The sequence below is a fragment of the Bifidobacterium sp. LH_389 genome (genome assembly GCF_056357235.1).
In genome coordinates this window covers 397,315-414,591 of the sequence record NZ_JBKEVR010000002.1, presented here as the reverse complement: position 1 = coordinate 414,591, position 17,277 = coordinate 397,315, and the positions used below count along the sequence as shown (strand labels likewise).

Here is a 17,277-nt window from a genome sequence, read left to right as displayed (position 1 = left end):
GGGTCGCCGTTCCATATTCGGCGGGCCGCGGGCACCAGCGCATCGTGAGCAGGGAGGAACCTTATGCAGGCAGCATGGCATCGCATCGCGCGGATCGCGGCCGCGGCGGCGGGCATCGTGGCACTGTCGTTCGCATCGGCATGCGGCTCCGGCACGAACGGCGGCGACGCCGCGCAGCCCGCCCAGTCCCCTTCCGCCGGCGCCTCCGCATCCTCGGACAAGCCGATCACCGTGGTCGCCTCGATCAACCAGTGGGGTTCCCTGGCCAAGCAGATCGGCGGCGAGTACGTGGACGTGACGTCCATCCTCGCTTCGAACACCGTGGAGGCGCATGACTTCGAGGCGCAGACCGCGGACGTGGCAAAGATCTCCAAAGCGCAGGTGGTGGTGGCGAACGGCGCCGGATACGATGCGTGGGCCACCAAGTCGGTCACCAAGCAGACCGCCTTGGTCACCGCTGCGGGCAACGTGGGCGCCTCCGACGGCGACAACCCCCACCTGTGGTTCTCCAAGGACGCACGCAACGCCGTGGCGCAGGATCTGGCGGACACGTACGCCAAGCTGCAGCCCGACCACCGCGAGTACTTCGACGAGCAGCTCGCCGCCTGGCAGGAGCAGGAGAAGACGCTTGAGGAGCAGATGAAGGATTTCGCCGCGGCACACAAGGACGGCACGTATGCGGCCACCGAGTCCGTGGCCTACTACCTGCTGGCCGATCTGGGCATGAAGGACGTGACGCCGAAGGGCTACGCGCAGGCCGTGGCGAACGACAGCGAACCGGCCCCGGCGGATCTGAACGCCATGCAGCAGGCGCTCGAGGGGCATACGGCCGACGTGCTGGTGAACAACCCGCAGGAGGCGTCCGACACCACGAATCTGGTGACCGGGGTGGCGCACAAGTCCGACGTGCCGGTGGTGGATGTGACCGAGCAGATGCCCGAGGAGTACGGCACGCTGACCGACTGGATCGGCGCGCTGGTGAAGAACTTCGGCGAGGCGCTCGGGCAGCCTGAAGCAGGGGCGGGCGCATCCGGCTCGGCTTCGGACTCCGCATCCCCGTCGCCGTCCATGAGCACGCTGGGTCCGGTCGCGAGCATGAACCCCACGGCCACGACGGGACCGGTCCGCAACTGACCGGCGCCCACCGGACGGGGCGTAATCACCGCCGTTCTCAATAGCCCCGTATAACTGATAACGGTTGTCATCACCATCTGTCACAATCCCTCTGTTGGGCCGCGTGACGGAAATCGCGTGGCAGGGCCATGGAGAATCGCAAACGGCAAGGAGCGAGCGGGATGACGGCAAGCATCGTCTTCGACCATGCGGCGGTGACGCGCGGCGGCAGAACGATATGGCGCAACGGCAACTTCAGCATTGAGCAGGGCACGGTGACGGCCGTCGTAGGCACCAACGGCACCGGCAAGACCACCATGATGCAGGCCGAGCTGGGGCTCCTGCCCCTGTCCGAAGGCAGCGTGACCGTGCTCGGTGAACCGGCGGGCAAGGCCAACGCGCGCATCGGCTACGTGCCGCAGAGCTACACCGACGACATCGACTCCAACCTCACCGCCGAGCAGTCCGTGCTGCTGGGGATCACGGGCACGCGCTTCGGCATCCATCCGGTCACCAAGGCCCAGAAGGCCAAGGCCCTTGAGGCACTGCGATTCGTAAACGTGGAAGACCAGGCGAAACTGCGGCTCAGCCAGCTTTCCGGCGGCCAGCGCCAGCGCGTGGCCATCGCGCAGGCGCTGGCATGCGACCCGGAACTGCTCATGCTCGACGAGCCGCTCGCCAATCTGGATCTTGCCAGCCAGCGGTCGGTGGTGCATGTGCTCGCCCGCCTCAACCGTGAGCTCGGCATGACGATTCAGGTGGTGGCGCACGACCTCAACATGCTGCTGCCCATCCTCACCGGAGCCGTCTACCTGCTGGACGGGCACCCGCACTATGCGGCCATGGACGCCGTGCTCGATTCCACCCTGCTCACCCATCTGTACGGCACGAAGGTTCAGGTGGTCACCACGCCGCAGGGCGACATGTTCGTCACCCCCAATGCACTGGACGAACGCGACGGCGTGATCCCGGACACGCATGACGTGGCGGAGGTTGCCGAATTCCACGACCACATGCATCCGCACGGGAACGGGCACGCCGAAGCGGACGCCGCACACGCAAAGGAGATCGCATGATCCGCTTCGCCTTCGACCCCGACTGGATGGCCACCCTCACCGCACCGTTCATGCTCAACGCGTTCGCCGCCGGCGTGTGCATCGCCGTGGCGGCCGGCGTGATGGGCTACTTCACCATCGCCCGGCATTCCACGTTCGCCGCCCACGCGCTGGCGCACATAGGACTGCCCGGCGCGACCGGCGCCGTGCTGCTCGGCCTGCCCGTGGCCGCCGGCCTCGGCACATTCGCGCTCGGCGGCGCACTGCTCATCGGTGCGCTGGGCAAGCGCGTCTCGCAGCGGGAGATCGCCACCGGCACCGTGCTCGCCTTCGCCACCGGTTTGGGCCTGTTCTTCGCGCGCATGTCCACGCAGGCCTCGCAGCAGATGCAATCGATTCTCTTCGGCTCGATCATCACCATCACGGACGGGCAGATCAAGGGATTCGCCATCTTCGACATGGTGCTGCTCGTCGTCTTGGCGATCGTCTACCGTCCGCTGCTGTTCAGCTCGCTCGACGAGCAGGTGGCCCGCGCCAAGGGCGTGCCCGTGGGGGCGATGAACCTGGTGTTCATGGCCATGATGGCGGGCGTGATCACCATCGCCGTGCCCGCCGTGGGCACACTGCTCATCTTCGCACTGGTCATCACCCCTGCCGCCACGGCAAATATCGTGACCGCCTCACCGTTCGCCGCCATGGTGACCGCCACGCTGCTGTGTCTGGCGTCCATCTGGGGTGGATTGGTGCTGGCATCCATGTTCCCGGTACCGCCGAGCTTCGTGATCGTCACGCTGTCCACGCTGTTTTGGGCGATCGCCAAGGGCGTGGCCGCACTGCGCGGATAGTTCGCAGGCCGATCCGGACGCGAGGTAGCCCGTGTGGATCCGAAACAGCCGCCGAGGCGTCACAGCGTCACGATGGCGTTGGCGATGGCGGCGATGCCTTCGCCCAAGCCGGTGAAGCCCATATGGTCCGTGGTGGTGGCGGTGACGGACACCGGGCATCCGAGGGCCCGAGACAGTGCCGTCTCGGCCTCGGCGCGCCTCGGACCGATCTTGGGCCGATTGCCGACGATCGTCACGGATGCGCATGACGGACACGCCCCATGCGCGCTCAGGTACGCTGCGGTGCGCTCCAGCATGGGCAGTCCGTGCTGGCCTGCACCCGCGGAATCCGCACCCACGCCGAACAGCGTGCCGATGTCCCCCAGATGCGCGGCGGACAGCACGGCGTCAATGAGCGCATGAACGGCCACATCCCCGTCGGAGTCGCCTTCGATGCCTTCGCCCTGACCGTCCCAGCGCAATCCGGCCACCCACAGTTCGCGGCCGGTGCCGGGTGTGGCGAAGCGATGGGCATCGAACCCCTGCCCGATGGACATGGCCGGCATGGCGCCGCCGCTCACTTCTTTTTCTTGGAGCTCTCGATGCGGGCGAGCGTCTGGGACGCCGGCTCCTCGGGCGCCTCGGTGTGATGCTTCTCGTCGCCGGGCTGCGGCTTCTCGTAGCCAAGGTTCACGTCCAGCAACCGCTGCGCGGTCGGCTCGTCGAGGTCCTCGGACAGGGCGATCTCGGAGGTGAGGATGCTGCGCGCCTTGGTGAGCATGCGCTTTTCGCCGGCGGACAGGCCGTGCTCGTCCACGTCGCGCTGGGCGAGGTCACGCACCACCTCGGCGATCTTGTTGACGTCTCCCGTGGCGATCTTCTCCACGTTGAGCTTGTACCGGCGGGACCAGTTCATTTCCTTCTCGACGATGGGCGTGCGCAGGATCTCGAAGACCTTGGCCACCTCGTTGGCGTCCACGATGTCCCTGACGCCCACCTTCTTGGCGTTCTCCACCGGAACGTTGATCACCAGACCGTCGCTGGACAGCACGGACAGCTGCAGGTATTCCCTGGTGACGCCCTTGACGGTCCTTTCGGTGATGGCCTCCACCTTCGCAGCACCGTGACGAGGATAGACGACCATATCGCCGACTTTGTAATCCATGAGCCCTCCGCAAATACGCAATCAGCATGCACACAAAAACTCGAATAATTGTGCCACCCCCCATGGACTTAACGGCACCCCGCGCAACGGCTCACCGGCGGTGCGACAATGCGGCGCATCCGTTGTAGACTCGCGTTATGAGCACAATCATCCATCCCGCCAATACGAATCCGCTCCCCGTGGATTACAGCATCCTCGATCAGGTCAGCAACGCGAAGCACTTCAACCCGCACGAAGTGCTGGGCGGTCACCTCATGGACGGCAACGACGCCGGCAAGGTGACCATCCGCGTGCTGCGTCCGCTGGCAAAGTCCGTCATCATCGTCACCCTCGACGGCGACTGGGCCACCTACCACGAGTTCAACGGCATCTTCACCACCGTCATCCCCGCCGAAAAGACGGACGACGGCTGGTCCGTGCCCGATTACCGCGTGTTCACCGACTACGGCGACGGCCGCACGGTCACCGAGGACGACCCGTACCGCTACCTGCCCACGATCGGCGACCTCGACATCTACCTGTTCGGCGAAGGCCGCCACGAAACGCTGTGGACCATGCTCGGCGCGCGCGTGCTGCACTACGACGACCCGATGGGCGACGTGACGGGCACCGCGTTCACCGTCTGGGCCCCGAACGCCCATGCCGTGCGCGTGGTAGGCGATTTCAACGACTGGGACGGCCGCCGCCACGGCATGCGCGAGCTCGGATCGTCCGGCATCTGGGAGCTGTTCATCCCCGGCGTGGGCGACGGAGCGCGCTACAAGTTCGAGATCCTCAACGCGAACCACGAGTGGAAGCAGAAGGCCGATCCGATGGAGCGCTCCCACGAGATCCCGCCGGCGACGGCGTCCGTGGTGGTCGAATCCGTCCACGAATGGCAGGACGACGAGTGGATGGCCCGCCGCGCCAAGACCGATCCGCACGCCGGACCGGTCTCCATCTACGAGGTGCACGCCGGCAGCTGGAAGCAGGGCCTGAGCTACCGCGACATGGCCGACCAGCTCGTGCCGTACGTCAAGAAGATGGGCTTCACCCACGTGGAGTTCATGCCGCTCGAGCAGCATCCGTTCACCGGCTCGTGGGGCTATCAGGTGACCGGCTACTATGCGGCCGACTCCCGCTTCGGCACCCCGGACGACTTCAAGGCGCTCGTGGACGCCTTCCACCGCGCCGGCATCGGCGTGATCATGGACTGGGTGCCCGCGCACTTCCCCAAGGATGACTTCGCGCTGGGCCGCTTCGACGGCACCCCGCTGTACGAGGACCCGGACCCGCTGCGCGGCGAGCACCCGGACTGGGGCACCTACGTGTTCAACTTCGGGCGCCACGAGGTGCGCAACTTCCTCGTGGCCGACGCCAGCTTCTGGCTGTCCGAATACCACATGGACGCGCTGCGCGTGGACGCCGTCTCCTCCATGCTCTACCTCGACTACAGCCGTGAGCCCGGCCAGTGGCGTCCGAACATCTACGGCGGACGCGAGAACCTGGAGGCCATCGACTTCCTGAAGGAGGCCACGGCCACCGCGTACAAGAACAACCCCGGCATCATGATGATCGCCGAGGAATCCACCGCTTGGCAGGGCGTGACGGCTCCCACCGACGCGGGCGGACTCGGCTTCGGTCTCAAGTGGAACATGGGCTGGATGCACGACACGCTCGAGTATCTGCACGAGACGCCCATCAACCGCCAGTACCACCACAACGAGATCACGTTCTCCATGGTGTACGCCTATTCGGAGCATTACGTGCTGCCCATCAGCCATGACGAAGTGGTGTACGGCAAGGGTTCGCTGTACGGCAAGATGCCGGGCGACGGCTGGCAGAAGTACGCCGGCGTGCGCGCCCTGTTCGCCTACCAGTGGGCGCATCCGGGCAAGAACCTCACGTTCATGGGCAACGAGATCGCGCAGTGGGGCGAGTGGAACTACAACGCATCCGTGGACTGGGACTGCCTCGACTGGGCCGATCACAAGGGCGTGCAGCATCTGGTGGCCGATCTCAACGAGTTCTACCGCAACGAACCGGCCCTGTGGAGCCAGGACTTCGATCCGGCGGGCTTCCAGTGGCTCACCTCCGACGACAACGAGCACGACACACTGAGCTTCATGCGCATCGGCAAGGACGGCGAGGAGCTGGTGGTGATCGTCAACTTCGCCGGCACCGCATGGCAGGACTATCAGGTGGCCCTGCCCAAGGGCGGCAAGTGGGTCGAGGTGCTGACCACCGATGACGAACGCTACGGCGGCTCCGGCATCCACAACGAGAGCATCGAGGCCGTGGAGGGCGAATACCATTCGCGCCCGTGGTCGGCCAAACTCACCGTTCCGGCGCTCGGCGCACTATTCTTGAAGCCGGTAGAGTGATTCGTCACACAACACGAGCAACAAGATAGGGCATTACGGGAATGATCAATAGCGCTAACACGCATCGCGACACGCACACCGTGCTGGTGGTGGAGGACGAGCCGACCCTTGCGACGGCCGTCGCCCAACGACTGACGGCCGAGGGATGGACCGCGCGCGTGGCCTCCGACGGGGCCAGCGCGGTGCAGGCGGCCTCGACGCTCAAGCCGGATCTGGTGATCATGGACATCATGCTGCCGGTGATGGACGGGCTCGAGGCCACCAAGCGCATCGTGGCCGAGCGCCCGGTGCCGGTGCTCATCCTCACCGCGCGCGACGACGAGGCGGACAAGGTGATCGGGCTCGGGGCCGGAGCGGACGACTACATGACCAAGCCGTTCTCCATGCGCGAGCTCATCGCCCGTTGCAAGGCGCTGCTGCGCCGCGTGGAACGCGCCAAGGTGATCGCCAAGAACGCGGAGAACGAGAAGCTGCTCGATTTCGGCTCCCTGGTGATCGACCCGTCGCAGCGCATGGTCACGCTGAACGGGCGCGAAGTGCATCTGACGCCCACCGAGTTCGACCTGCTCGCGACCCTCGCGCGCAAGCCCAAGTCCGTGCTCACGCGCGAGAAGCTGCTCGAGGAGGTGTGGAACTGGGTGGATGCCTCCGGCACCCGTACCGTTGACTCCCACGTCAAGGCGTTGCGCCACAAGCTCGGTTCGGAGATGATCCGCACCGTGCACGGCGTGGGCTACGCGTTCGAGCCGCCGGCGGGCGGGACTGCGGCCAAGTGAAGCGCGAGGATCTGCACGCACGGCGTGAGCCCCGCTCCCTCCATGGTCCGCACGGCAGGGGCGACGACCGCTCGATAGGGCATCTGACGTCACTCAAGATCGAACTGAGTTCGCTCATCGTAATCGCCACCGCGATCGCGTTCGTGATGGCCTGGTTCCTGCTCAAGGTGGGCTGGAGCGGCTGGATTGCCATGCCGCTCACGCTGGCCGTGGCACTGGGCATCACGTATCTCTTCTCGCGGGGCATGACGGCCCCGCTGCGCCAGATGCGCGACGTGGCCAAGGCCATGGCGGACGGCGATTACACCGTGCGCGTGGACGAGGCGGCCACCCTGCGCAACGACGAAATCGGCCAGCTGGCCCGCTCGTTCAACGAGATGGCCGGGGAGCTGCAGCACGCCGACCAGATGCGCCGCGACATGGTGGCCAACGTGAGCCACGAACTGCGCACGCCCGTCTCCGCCCTGCAGGCCATGGTGGAGAACATGGCGGACGGCGTGACAGAGCCGACGCCTGCGAACCTCGAGGGCATCCTCAACCAGACGCACCGGCTGAGCGACCTCATCGCCTTCCTGCTCGACCTGAGCCGCATGGAGGCCGGCGCGGCGAGCCTGAACATCGAGCCCTTCGACTTCGCGGACTTCATCGACGAGACGGTCGAGCCGCTGGAGATCGCCGACGCCGGGCACGCCCACCGCATCACCGTGGACATCCCCGAGGACCTGACCATGGAGGGCGATCAGGACCGCCTGCGCCAGCTGTTCACCAACATCATCGCCAACGCGCTCAAGCATTCGCCCGACGGCACGGACGTGCTCATCGAAGCACACGAGAACGAGCAGCAGGGCACGGTTGTGACCAACGTGGTGAACTTCGGTTCGCAGATCGAGCCCGAGGCCCGCTCCGGCATCTTCCGACGGTTCGTCAAGGGCAAGACCGGCCCCGGCACCGAATCGGGAGGCACCGGGCTGGGACTGTCCATCGCACGCTGGGCCGCGCAGCTGCACGGCGGCACGGTCAAGGTGGTGGATGACGACCGCGGCGCGGACTTCGAAATCACGCTGCCCAAGACGCACTGAGCCCGCCGGCGCTTGGCCCGGACTCCCCCGGCGCAGGCGTCCGGGCCAAGGCGAACGCGGCCGCAACCCTGCCTCCGGCCGCCTCCACAACGTGCACGCAATGGGCCAACGTGGACCCCGTGGTGACGATGTCATCCACCAGCACCACTGCGGCGCCCTGCAGCGATCCTGTCCCCTGCGTTGCAAATCCTCCTGACGCCACGCGCAGCCGGCCATCCAGACGGCGGGCGCGATGCCGAACATCGCTCGCCTGCACGGATTTGGCATTGACGCCGCTCACGCGCAGCACGTCAGCCACCGCGATGCCCATGCCGGCACCGTCCGGCACGGTCTCACGCAGGCCCTTCGCCACGCCGCGGGCCAACGGCAGCACGTGCGCCCGCCCGCGACGGCGTCGCGAAGCCGCGGATGACGGCACGGGCACCACCAGCATGCGACCGGACGTCTGCGGGACAATGGCAGCGGCACCGGTCATCGAGGCCTGTGCGGCCAGATCGGCCATGCCATCGGCGAAGGGCCCGTCCAGCTCCACGTCGTCGTGGTCCTTCCAGGACAGGATCGCCCGGCGGATGACACCGCGATAATCGGCACAGGCGAAGCAGGGGATGCAGACCCCGTCCCGGTGCAACGTCCATTGACGGTGGCGCGCGAACGACTCCCGGCACTGCGTGCACAACGTCTCGTCCGGCAGGTCGCATCCGGCGCAGCCTCGAGGCAGCAGCAGGTCGCGCAGTTCACGCTCCCATGCCGCCACGGCCCGCGCCACGCCGTTCACGGCTACCTCCCGCCCAGCATGGCTATCAGGCGCGTCACTGCGGCAAGCGTATCCTCGGGGCCGCGCACGCGCAGCGGCATGGTACCGGCCTGCGCCGCCGGGTAATCGTTACCGTTCGGATCCATGCGATCCCCGAAGAAGATGATCTGCCCCACCGCTATACCAAGGATGCCGGCGAGTTCACGCACCGCGTAGCCCTTGTCGATGCCGCGGCCGGAGATGTCCACGCTGGTCGAGCCGCCGGCGCGCACCAGCAGATGCGGCAGGTCGGCCGCCACGGCGGCGCTCAGCGCATTCTTCTTGGCGCTGTCCGGATCCCAGCGTTCCTTGACGTCCACGGGCGCCTGCTGCCCCAACGCGGAGAAGGTGACCTGACTGCCGCGGTCCTCGATCCGCTCCCCCCACACGTGGCTCTCCCACAGTCCCAGTTCGCGTGCATGCCGTTCCAGCGAGGCCATGGCCGCGCGCCGGTCCGCCTCGGACAGGTCGTGCTCGTACTCCAAGTGCCAGGAGTCGTTGCGCCAACGATAGTACCGGGTGCCGCTCGTAGGCATGAGGTGCAGCCGGCTCCGATCGGCCCCGCCGAACGCCGGAACGGTAAGAATCTGACGGGCGAACAGCTCGTAGCGGCCGCCGGAGATGATGGCCACGTCGATCAGGTGGGTCAATGCGGCCAGCGCGGAGGCCATGTCGTTGTGCATGGGCATCTTCGAGCGGGCGAGCGTATTGTCCAGATCGAACCCGATCGCGCGGGCGTGCGCGCCCAAGGCGGCAAGGTCCGCGGTCCATGAATCGGCGATGGCGACGGACATGCGACCTCCTCTGGTACAGGCATAGCCGGACGGAACGCCGACCGGCTAGAACATAGTACCATTACGGCTCTTGTTGTCCCTCGCTACTAGGGTGAGGGCTCATGAGAAGACTGTCACCCGAACCGCCCTGGATGGGCAAGATCTACCGCAACCGACACGGACGCGGCCTGCGGCGTCCCACGTTCGGAGCCCGTCTGCCGAGGTACCGCACGCGTTCGGGCATGTTCGACGACATGGTGGCCGCGCAGCTCAAGCGTCTTGGCGAGGCGTGGCCGGAACTCCTCGGGCCGTTGCAGTTCGCCGTGGAGGACGTTCCCCCGTCCGATCCGATGCCGTGGGAGGACGAGCCTGACCTGCTGAGCAAGGCGTTCCCGGCAAGCCACGGCATTCCGCCGCGCATCGTGCTCTACCGTCTGCCGATCCAGATGCAGACGCGCGACCGCGACGAACAGCAGTTCATCATTCGCGACGAGCTCGTGTCCCGCATTGCGGACCATTACGGACGCCGTCCCGAGGAGATCGATCCGGAATGGGGGCTGTGACGGGCCTCCCCATCAGCCGACCACGCCGAGCGTCTGGTGCGCATAGATCTGCGCACGCAGCGGGGTGAGCGCCCGAGGTTCGATCACGGCAACGGCACCCACGTGCTTGTCGTTCAGATCGCTCCTCCCCAGCGTCACGTTCCAGCTTGCGGCGGACTGGGCGTCATCCATGCGAATGGCCGCCACCCCTTGTCCCAAATCGCCGGCCGCCAACGATGCCGCGCCGTTGGCCTTGAGATCGATCTGCCGCTGACCGAGCAGCTTGCCGCCGGCATCATAGGCGAACAGCGTCACGGAGGCCTCCTCGCGTGTGGCATTGGTGACGTTCACCGTCGCATCCACCTGCTCGGGAATCGCCACCGCGCTCGCCGTAGACGGCTCTCCCCCGGTCACAACCGCGAAATCTGACTGACCGCCGTTACCGGAACGGGTGAGAACCGCGGAGGCGTTCACGGCAACATTCGCGGTGACGCCCACACCGATCGCATCCGCCGGCGGGGCTCCCAGATCCACGGATTCCACCTTGCCCGGCGTCACCGTGACGCTTTTCGCGGTCACCAGCCCGTTGGCAGTGATCCACGACAGCTCCACGGACGCCTGTTCCTGCGTGAACAGCAGCGCGCGCACACCCTGCACCCCTTGCACGCCGGCGATGGCGATGCGCTGGGCCGGTTCGGCGGATTCGGGCACCACGTCGTTGCCCTGAGGCGTCAGACCGTTCATGGCGGTGACGCGCACCAGAGCGCTGACCGGCGTTTCACGGCTGGTGACGGTCACGAACAGCGCATCCTGACCGGGGGCCGCGGCGGACAGGTCGAACGTCGATTCGGCGTTCGCTCCCACCGACAGCGTGCCGGACAGGTTCAGGGACAGCCTGCCGCCGGAGGTTCCCCACGCCTGCACGGTCACGGTCGTCGCCTTGGACGTCGCGTTGGCGACCACGAGCCGCTGCGACCAGCCGGTCTGGGTGGACGGAAGCAGGAACGTGTGGGTCAGGCCCGCGTCGACGCAGGACGTGGCGGCCAGACCGCGCAGGTCCCCGCTCGACGCCCAAGACACCGTGGCGGAGGATACACCGGTTCCGTCGGCCGCGGACAGCAGACGGGTGGTCTGCAGCAGCGAACCGTCGTCCGCATTGCCGGCGAGCGTGCGAACCGCCGAGGAATCGGTGGGATCCTTGTCCTCCAGCTCACCCTTGTCCTCGCCGGTCATGGAGGCGATGCGCGAGTTGTACACCGCGCCGAAGGCCGCATACCGGGAGGACGAGGCGATGTCCCCCTCGCTGGTCTGGAAGGCACTGTCGCCGTACTGGGTGCTGTCGCTGAGCGTCATGCGCGCAGGGCAGTAGTTGACGCTGACGCGCTGGGTGACGGTACGTTCGATGGCGGAGGTATCGCGCGACCCGCCTGCGGTCAAGGCAGGCAGCGGCCGGACCACGACCATGCCGATGAGCAGCGCCACCAGCGCCACGAACGTGACGAATCCCGTGACGGCCTTGCCCATGGTCCATCCGGTGCGGCGATGCGATGCCGCCCTGCGCGCCGCCCTGCGATTGCCCGTCTTCGGATTGCCGCTCATGCCTGCTCCTGCTCTCGTCTGCGAATGCTGGGAATGGCCACCAGAATGTACAGCGCAACGATCACACCCGTGCCCCACAGCCACGCCCAGCGCCACACGTTGGCCCGCGCATCCTCAAGACCGGTCAGATCGACGCCCTGGCCGGAGGCGTCCGCCAATGTGAGGCGGAAGTAGGTGCCGGATGCGTTGCTCACCACGCTCTGCGTGCCCTCGCTGGCGGTGATGTTGGACACCAGCGCGTCATATGCGGCGTCGGCGGTCACGTCGCCGGACGCCGGAGTGACGAACACGCCGCCAAACCCGAGATCGCTCAGCGTGCGGATCGCCTCGGCATCGCTGTTGGACAGCAGCTGCGACGCGGCGGACGCCATGCGCTCGGTGGCCTCGTCCGTGCGCCCCGAGACTGCAAGCGCGTTGGAGACGGGTGCGTTGTCGAGGAAGTCGCCGCGCGCGGTACGCATGGGGGTGAAATCCGCCACGGTGGACGATTGCGCGCTGATCGCTAGGATCCGGTGGCCCGGGTTCTGGTTCAGGTAATCCTCGGCAACCATCGGCAGCCCGCGGTCCTGCGCCGAAACCCCTCCGGCGGCGAGGGTGCGCTGCGCTCCGAGCGCCCCCCACAGCGCAACGATGCATACCAGCGCCACCGTGAGCACGGCACGGCCGATTCTGGCCCGCGAGGCATCACCGCCCTGTTCGGGAACGCGCTTGCCTCCCGTCATGATGCCCACGAGCGGGCTGAAACGCTTGACCGCGCCACCCGCCACCTGGCATACACAGGAGATGACGCCAAGCATGGCCATGGCGAATCCGGGCAGCACGGAGGCGGCCACCTGACCGTCCCCGTCCACGCCGATCGCCACGCGAGCGGAAACAAGCGCCAGCAGTGCACCGGCAACGATGACGACCCACATCATGCGCGACATGCGCAGCGCCATGGGCAACAGCAGCGCCACGACGGCCAACGCCACGAGCGCCAGCACGGAGACGACCGCCAGAGTGCCGATCAGCTGCCCGGAGGCCGGTACGTCAACCCATTCGGCGGGCAGCTCCATGCCGAAGACGTGCGCCGTCACGTCCGCAAGGCTCAGGGCCTGCGGCGCGCCGTTCACCGCGGAAACGGGCAGCATCGCGTCGGCGAACAGGGCGCGCCACTCACCGGATCCGACGTGATGCACCACGTTGACCAGCGTGGGCGCGAGCGTGAACGCCGCGGGAACCGGAATGAGCAGCAACGTGGGGCGATGACGGCGCACCAGCACCAGAAAGCCCAGAAAGACGAGCAGCAGGGGCAGCAGCGTCTGCGGTTCGGCGTCCATCACGGGAATGAAGCACAGCGAGGCGAGCGCGGCACGCTGCACGGACGCCACGGGACGCACCGGATCCTCGGTGCGATACATGGCCGTGGCACGGAAGGTGAAGGCGAAGGCCGCGGGCAGGAAGACCATGAACACGAGCATGGGCAGGTTGCCGGCATGGTAGAGTCCCAGCGCGGCGGCCAGCGTGCCCCACATGAGGCCGCAGACCACGCGCACGGGATTGGACCGGGTGAAGATGCCGGCGAGCGCCCAGAACGACAGCGCGGACAGGGGCGCCGCCGCCATGTAGATGAGCGCCATGGCCGCGGCGACCCGGCCTCCGGTCAGCACGCTCGCTGCGGTCAGGACCAGCAGGAACGGAGATGGCGGACCGGCCGTGCCCAGAGCGAAGCCGAAGTTGTAGGGGGTGGTGGCGGCGTCCACAAGCTGGCTCCAAGAGGCTCCGGTGGGCAGCAGCGTTTCGGAGGCCAGCGTGCCGCCGGCGAACAGTCCGCGCACCACGTCCCAGCGCAGCACGGTGACGGCGACGGCCAGCGCGAGCGCCATGAGTGCGGCCCAGAAGGCGCGCACGCGCCATTGACGGCGCAGGTGGGCCTTGGCCAGCGGGCTCAGGAGCGTCACGTAGCGTTGCGATTCGAAGGCACGGATGCGTTCCCGCCAGCGCTTGAGCTGCTGGCCGTTGGCCACGAGCACGCCGAGCCTGCTCAGCGAGGTGACGGATTGGCGGGCGACCCGGCGCCGGGCTGCGGACGCCTTGCCCACGTTCACGAGGGCGCGCCACGGCAGGGCGAGTTCGCATGCGGCCTCGTACGGCTTCTTGCTGCACAGGAGCGCGATGAACAATCCCACGGAGCGCAGCAGCAGCCACAGCCACTGCAGAGGCCAGGTGCCGCGGCGCACGTCGGTGATGCGGTAGCGCTGGTCGGCGGTGATGCGAGACAGGTAGGCGTTGCCGGCATCCTCCTCGTCCACGGCCTCGCCCGCACGGTTGCGGATGCCGTCGAACCGGGCGCGCCGGTGGGCGATGACGGCCCGGGGCACCACCAGCACGCGTCCGCCGTTGAGGCATACGCGGCGGCAGAAGTCCTTGGATTCGCCGAAGGAGGTGAACCAGCCGTCAGTGCCGTTGAGGGAACGCCACACGCTCAGGGGCACAAGCGCGCCGGCCAGTGAGACGGCGAACACGTCCTGACGGCCGTCGTACTGCTCCTGATCGGGCTCCCCGTCCACCACGAGGCTGACGACCCTGTGGCGCGGCGCGGCATAGTAGCCGACGTTACGCAGCGCATCGGAATCCCAAGCGAGCTGCTTGGCGCCGATCACGGAGGCTCCGGGCACGTTGCGGTGCGCTTCGATGAGCGCTTCGAGGCAACGGGCGTCGCGGGGACGCGAGTCGTCGTGCAGCAGCCATACGGATTCGGCGGTGTCCGGAAGCCTCGCGGCGCGCAGGGCCTTGTCCACGGCATCGCCGAAGGACTCGGCGCCCGTCACCCCCACGATCTGCACCTGTGCGGTGGCGACCTGCGGCAGGCGGTCGATATGCGCCGTATGGGGACGAATGACCTCCATGGTGGAATACACCGGTTTGGGCGTCTGCCCGCTGCAGTCCGCGACGACGATCACGCCCGGAAGGACGCGCTGGGACAGCACCGCGCGCATGGTATCCGCCAGAAAGCGGCGGTCTCGTTCCACGGTGACGACGGCGACGACGCTCATGTCCACGTCCTGACGCACGCCGCGGGAGCGGGCCGCAAGCACGTTCACCAGCAGGTGTTGCACGGTTGCGTCCGCAGAGGTCTCAAAAGTCATATTTCCAGTCTAAGCGTTGTCTTCCGCCGCGACGGCACGCGACGGCGGCGCGTCACGCACGCCCCCTGTGTTCCTTCTTGTACCGGCGGCGTTCCCGCTCGCTCATGCCGCCCCAGATGCCGAAGCGCTCGTCATGTTCGAGGGCCCATTTGAGGCACTGCTCGCGCACCTCGCACCGGGCGCACACGCGTTTGGCCTCACGGGTGGAGCCGCCCTTCTCCGGGAAGAACGCCTCCGGGTCGGTCTGCGCGCACAGGGCCTTGTGCTGCCAGGACAGATCGCCGTCCTGACGGAACAAACCCCACAGGCGGGACAGCGCGTCGTCGTCGGAATCGTCGAACAGACCCCACATGCCGTCCTCCTCGCGTGTGATGCATGACCATGGACGTACTAGATTACACACGCGGCACTTGAGATTTGTCAAATTGTTTCGTGTCAATGCCGCGGTTTCGCAAGCCCCTATGGTATACGTCAATGGTTTGCGGGGCTCACCTCCCCCGCGTTTCGCGCAGCGGTTGTGCCGTTCCTGCGGAGGATTGCCCACCGTCACCACCCCGTCACACCGCCGCGTGTTAACAAGGCTTGCAGCGCATTGCTTTCAGGAGGGACCATGACGCAGCCAACAGGACAGGACCAGCAGGACACGCCGCCGAGCTTCATTCCCTCCGGCTCGCGCAGGCGTGCCGTACATGCCTCCGCTGCGCGAGCCGATGCGCGCGCAGCCTCGCGCGCAGGAGGGAATGAGGAGCCGCCGAGCTTCTCCCCCGCCGCGGATGGCCGCGCACATGGACGGGCGCGCACGGCAGGATCATCGTCCGCGAGCGCAGCGTCTGCACCGGCTTCCACCGCCCCGGCCGCAGTCTCCTTCGCACCTTCCGCCGGCATGGCGCAGGCCTCCGGCATGCCGACCGCCGAACGGCCGTGCGAGTTCCGGCCGCAACCGCACCGGACACCATCACGCGAGCGCGCCCGCACCGTTTCCCGCCCCATAGGCGCAACCCCCATGCCGCAGCAGAGCGCACGTCCGCGGCGTTCCCCGAGTGCTGCCGCCGCGGCACGCCGCCATCGTCCCCTCCGCGTGACGATGATCGCCCTGCTGGCCGTCGTCGCGCTGATCGCGGCAGGCGCATTCAGCGCATGGGGCTGGGTCAACGGCCAGCTGGTTCACCAGAACATGCTCACCGCAGCCGCCAACACGCCGGCGCAGACCTGGTTGCTGCTCGGCTCGGACGAACGTGACGCCAACGACGGCACCGGCATCAACGACCCGACCGACGGTTTCCGCACGGACACCATTCTGGTGCTCACCAAGCCGCAGCACGGCAACGCTTCGCTCATCTCCATTCCGCGCGACTCGCTCGTGGAAGTCAACGGCCGCAAGATGAAAATCAACGCGGCGGCCGCGGCGGGCGGCTATCCGGCGCTCGTCGGGCAGGTAGAGGCGATCACCGGCATGAACGTGGACCACGTGGCCGTCATCCACTTCGGAGGCCTCAAGAACGTGGTGGATGCCATCGGCGGCGTGGAACTGTGCTACGACCGCACCGTCAACGATGTGAAGTCCGGCCTCAGTTGGCAGGCCGGATGCCACACGGCCGACGGCAGCACGGCGCTCGCGTTCTCCCGCATGCGCTATTCGGACCCGAAGGGCGACTTCGGGCGCGCGGAACGCCAGCGGCAGGTGATCTCCGCCATCACCAAGAAGGCCGCCTCCCGGGATACGCTCATGAACTTCGGCAAGGTCACCGCGCTCATGCAGGCGGGGCTTGGCTCCATGGTGGTGGACGAGCATGCCAGCCCGTGGAGCCTCATGCAGATGGCGTTCGCCTTCAAGGACGCTTCCGGGGACCGGGGCGTGACCGGCACCGTGTACTGGACCGACGCGGACTACCGCGGCGCCGGCGTGGGATCCTCGGTGCTGCTGGACAGCAAGCGCAATACGGAACTCTTCACGCAACTCGCCAAGGGCACGCACGATCCGGGCACCGTGGGAAACCTGTAGCGACAAGGCCTCGCGCACGTTCGACCACGGGCCGCGCATGAATTGACCCGCGTGCCGCGCCCCCG

15 protein-coding genes are annotated in these 17,277 nt (G+C 67.3%); 8 read left to right on the top strand and 7 right to left on the bottom strand.

The window, feature by feature from the left end:
• The first annotated feature begins 63 nt into the window (after positions 1 to 63).
• The 3 genes from AC1AZA_RS04125 (at position 64) to AC1AZA_RS04115 (ending at position 3,013) form a co-directional block, all read left to right on the top strand.
• Entirely contained in the window at positions 64 to 1,134 is a 1,071-nt protein-coding gene (locus AC1AZA_RS04125) for a metal ABC transporter solute-binding protein, Zn/Mn family (RefSeq protein WP_476513458.1), read from the top strand.
• Between the two features lie 161 nt (positions 1,135 to 1,295).
• A complete protein-coding gene (locus AC1AZA_RS04120) occupies positions 1,296 to 2,189 on the top strand; it encodes an ABC transporter ATP-binding protein (RefSeq protein WP_476513457.1) in 894 nt (297 codons plus the stop codon).
• Entirely contained in the window at positions 2,186 to 3,013 is an 828-nt protein-coding gene (locus AC1AZA_RS04115) for a metal ABC transporter permease (RefSeq protein WP_476513456.1), read from the top strand. The genes AC1AZA_RS04120 and AC1AZA_RS04115 overlap by 4 nt, the downstream gene beginning before the upstream one ends.
• A gap of 59 nt (positions 3,014 to 3,072) precedes the next feature.
• On the opposite strand, the gene ispF is transcribed toward AC1AZA_RS04115, so the two are convergent.
• Positions 3,073 to 3,549: a 2-C-methyl-D-erythritol 2,4-cyclodiphosphate synthase gene (gene ispF, locus AC1AZA_RS04110; RefSeq protein ID WP_476513508.1), complete on the bottom strand. Its 477-nt coding sequence runs from the start codon at positions 3,547 to 3,549 to the stop codon at positions 3,073 to 3,075.
• 20 nt (positions 3,550 to 3,569) lie between these two features.
• Positions 3,570 to 4,157, bottom strand: coding sequence for a CarD family transcriptional regulator (locus tag AC1AZA_RS04105; RefSeq protein ID WP_476513455.1), 588 nt, complete (start codon positions 4,155 to 4,157; stop codon positions 3,570 to 3,572).
• Positions 4,158 to 4,294: 137 nt separating this feature from the next.
• On the opposite strand from AC1AZA_RS04105, the gene glgB reads away from it, so the two are divergent.
• The 3 genes from glgB to AC1AZA_RS04090 all read left to right on the top strand — a co-directional run bounded on the left by glgB (position 4,295) and on the right by AC1AZA_RS04090 (position 8,375).
• The gene (gene glgB, locus AC1AZA_RS04100; RefSeq protein ID WP_476513454.1) at positions 4,295 to 6,520 is read left to right on the top strand and encodes a 1,4-alpha-glucan branching protein GlgB; all 2,226 of its coding nucleotides are present in this window, start codon (positions 4,295 to 4,297) and stop codon (positions 6,518 to 6,520) included.
• 41 nt (positions 6,521 to 6,561) lie between these two features.
• Positions 6,562 to 7,296 carry a response regulator transcription factor gene (locus tag AC1AZA_RS04095; protein WP_476513453.1) on the top strand — a complete coding sequence of 245 codons (735 nt, stop codon included), beginning with the start codon at positions 6,562 to 6,564 and terminating at the stop codon, positions 7,294 to 7,296.
• Positions 7,297 to 7,370: 74 nt separating this feature from the next.
• A complete protein-coding gene (locus AC1AZA_RS04090; protein WP_476513507.1) occupies positions 7,371 to 8,375 on the top strand; it encodes a sensor histidine kinase in 1,005 nt (334 codons plus the stop codon).
• Here AC1AZA_RS04090 and AC1AZA_RS04085 read toward each other — a convergent pair.
• Together AC1AZA_RS04085 and AC1AZA_RS04080 are read right to left on the bottom strand one after the other, a co-directional pair.
• The gene (locus tag AC1AZA_RS04085) at positions 8,353 to 9,150 is read right to left on the bottom strand and encodes a ComF family protein (protein ID WP_476513452.1); all 798 of its coding nucleotides are present in this window, start codon (positions 9,148 to 9,150) and stop codon (positions 8,353 to 8,355) included. The two genes, AC1AZA_RS04090 and AC1AZA_RS04085, sit on opposite strands and share 23 nt — an antisense overlap.
• 2 nt (positions 9,151 to 9,152) lie before the next feature.
• Complete coding sequence (locus tag AC1AZA_RS04080) at positions 9,153 to 9,962, bottom strand: HAD-IIB family hydrolase (protein WP_476513451.1); 810 nt, start codon at positions 9,960 to 9,962, stop codon at positions 9,153 to 9,155.
• A gap of 101 nt (positions 9,963 to 10,063) precedes the next feature.
• Here AC1AZA_RS04080 and AC1AZA_RS04075 point away from each other — a divergent pair, with 101 nt between their 5' ends.
• Positions 10,064 to 10,504 carry a metallopeptidase family protein gene (locus tag AC1AZA_RS04075; RefSeq protein ID WP_476513450.1) on the top strand — a complete coding sequence of 147 codons (441 nt, stop codon included), beginning with the start codon at positions 10,064 to 10,066 and terminating at the stop codon, positions 10,502 to 10,504.
• A gap of 12 nt (positions 10,505 to 10,516) precedes the next feature.
• Here the strand turns inward: AC1AZA_RS04075 and AC1AZA_RS04070 are convergent, their stop codons facing one another.
• Genes AC1AZA_RS04070 through AC1AZA_RS04060 form a run of 3 tightly spaced genes read right to left on the bottom strand, consistent with a single transcriptional unit; the run spans position 10,517 to position 15,562 of the window.
• A complete protein-coding gene (locus AC1AZA_RS04070) occupies positions 10,517 to 12,082 on the bottom strand; it encodes a DUF5719 family protein (RefSeq protein WP_476513449.1) in 1,566 nt (521 codons plus the stop codon).
• Positions 12,079 to 15,210, bottom strand: coding sequence for a glycosyltransferase family 2 protein (locus tag AC1AZA_RS04065; protein WP_476513448.1), 3,132 nt, complete (start codon positions 15,208 to 15,210; stop codon positions 12,079 to 12,081). Before AC1AZA_RS04065 ends, AC1AZA_RS04070 begins: the two co-directional genes overlap by 4 nt.
• Before the next feature lie 52 nt (positions 15,211 to 15,262).
• Positions 15,263 to 15,562 (bottom strand): WhiB family transcriptional regulator, encoded by a 300-nt coding sequence (locus AC1AZA_RS04060; RefSeq protein WP_476513447.1) that lies wholly within the window; start codon positions 15,560 to 15,562, stop codon positions 15,263 to 15,265.
• Positions 15,563 to 16,294: 732 nt separating this feature from the next.
• Here AC1AZA_RS04060 and AC1AZA_RS04055 point away from each other — a divergent pair.
• A complete protein-coding gene (locus AC1AZA_RS04055) occupies positions 16,295 to 17,212 on the top strand; it encodes an LCP family protein (RefSeq protein ID WP_476513506.1) in 918 nt (305 codons plus the stop codon).
• Positions 17,213 to 17,277 lie beyond the last annotated feature (65 nt).

What these genes read in the sequence shown, in the direction of transcription:
- AC1AZA_RS04070 (WP_476513449.1), bottom strand. Translation starts at nt 12,082, where the DNA reads ATGAGCGGCAATCCGAAGACGGGCAATCGCAGGGCGGCGCGCAGGGCG.
- AC1AZA_RS04055 (WP_476513506.1), top strand. Translation starts at nt 16,295, where the DNA reads ATGATCGCCCTGCTGGCCGTCGTCGCGCTGATCGCGGCAGGCGCATTC.
- glgB (WP_476513454.1), top strand. Translation starts at nt 4,295, where the DNA reads ATGAGCACAATCATCCATCCCGCCAATACGAATCCGCTCCCCGTGGAT.
- AC1AZA_RS04105 (WP_476513455.1), bottom strand. Translation starts at nt 4,157, where the DNA reads ATGGATTACAAAGTCGGCGATATGGTCGTCTATCCTCGTCACGGTGCT.
- AC1AZA_RS04125 (WP_476513458.1), top strand. Translation starts at nt 64, where the DNA reads ATGCAGGCAGCATGGCATCGCATCGCGCGGATCGCGGCCGCGGCGGCG.
- AC1AZA_RS04080 (WP_476513451.1), bottom strand. Translation starts at nt 9,962, where the DNA reads ATGTCCGTCGCCATCGCCGATTCATGGACCGCGGACCTTGCCGCCTTG.
- ispF (WP_476513508.1), bottom strand. Translation starts at nt 3,549, where the DNA reads ATGTCCATCGGGCAGGGGTTCGATGCCCATCGCTTCGCCACACCCGGC.
- AC1AZA_RS04115 (WP_476513456.1), top strand. Translation starts at nt 2,186, where the DNA reads ATGATCCGCTTCGCCTTCGACCCCGACTGGATGGCCACCCTCACCGCA.
- AC1AZA_RS04075 (WP_476513450.1), top strand. Translation starts at nt 10,064, where the DNA reads ATGAGAAGACTGTCACCCGAACCGCCCTGGATGGGCAAGATCTACCGC.
- AC1AZA_RS04095 (WP_476513453.1), top strand. Translation starts at nt 6,562, where the DNA reads ATGATCAATAGCGCTAACACGCATCGCGACACGCACACCGTGCTGGTG.
- AC1AZA_RS04060 (WP_476513447.1), bottom strand. Translation starts at nt 15,562, where the DNA reads ATGTGGGGTCTGTTCGACGATTCCGACGACGACGCGCTGTCCCGCCTG.
- AC1AZA_RS04120 (WP_476513457.1), top strand. Translation starts at nt 1,296, where the DNA reads ATGACGGCAAGCATCGTCTTCGACCATGCGGCGGTGACGCGCGGCGGC.
- AC1AZA_RS04065 (WP_476513448.1), bottom strand. Translation starts at nt 15,210, where the DNA reads ATGACTTTTGAGACCTCTGCGGACGCAACCGTGCAACACCTGCTGGTG.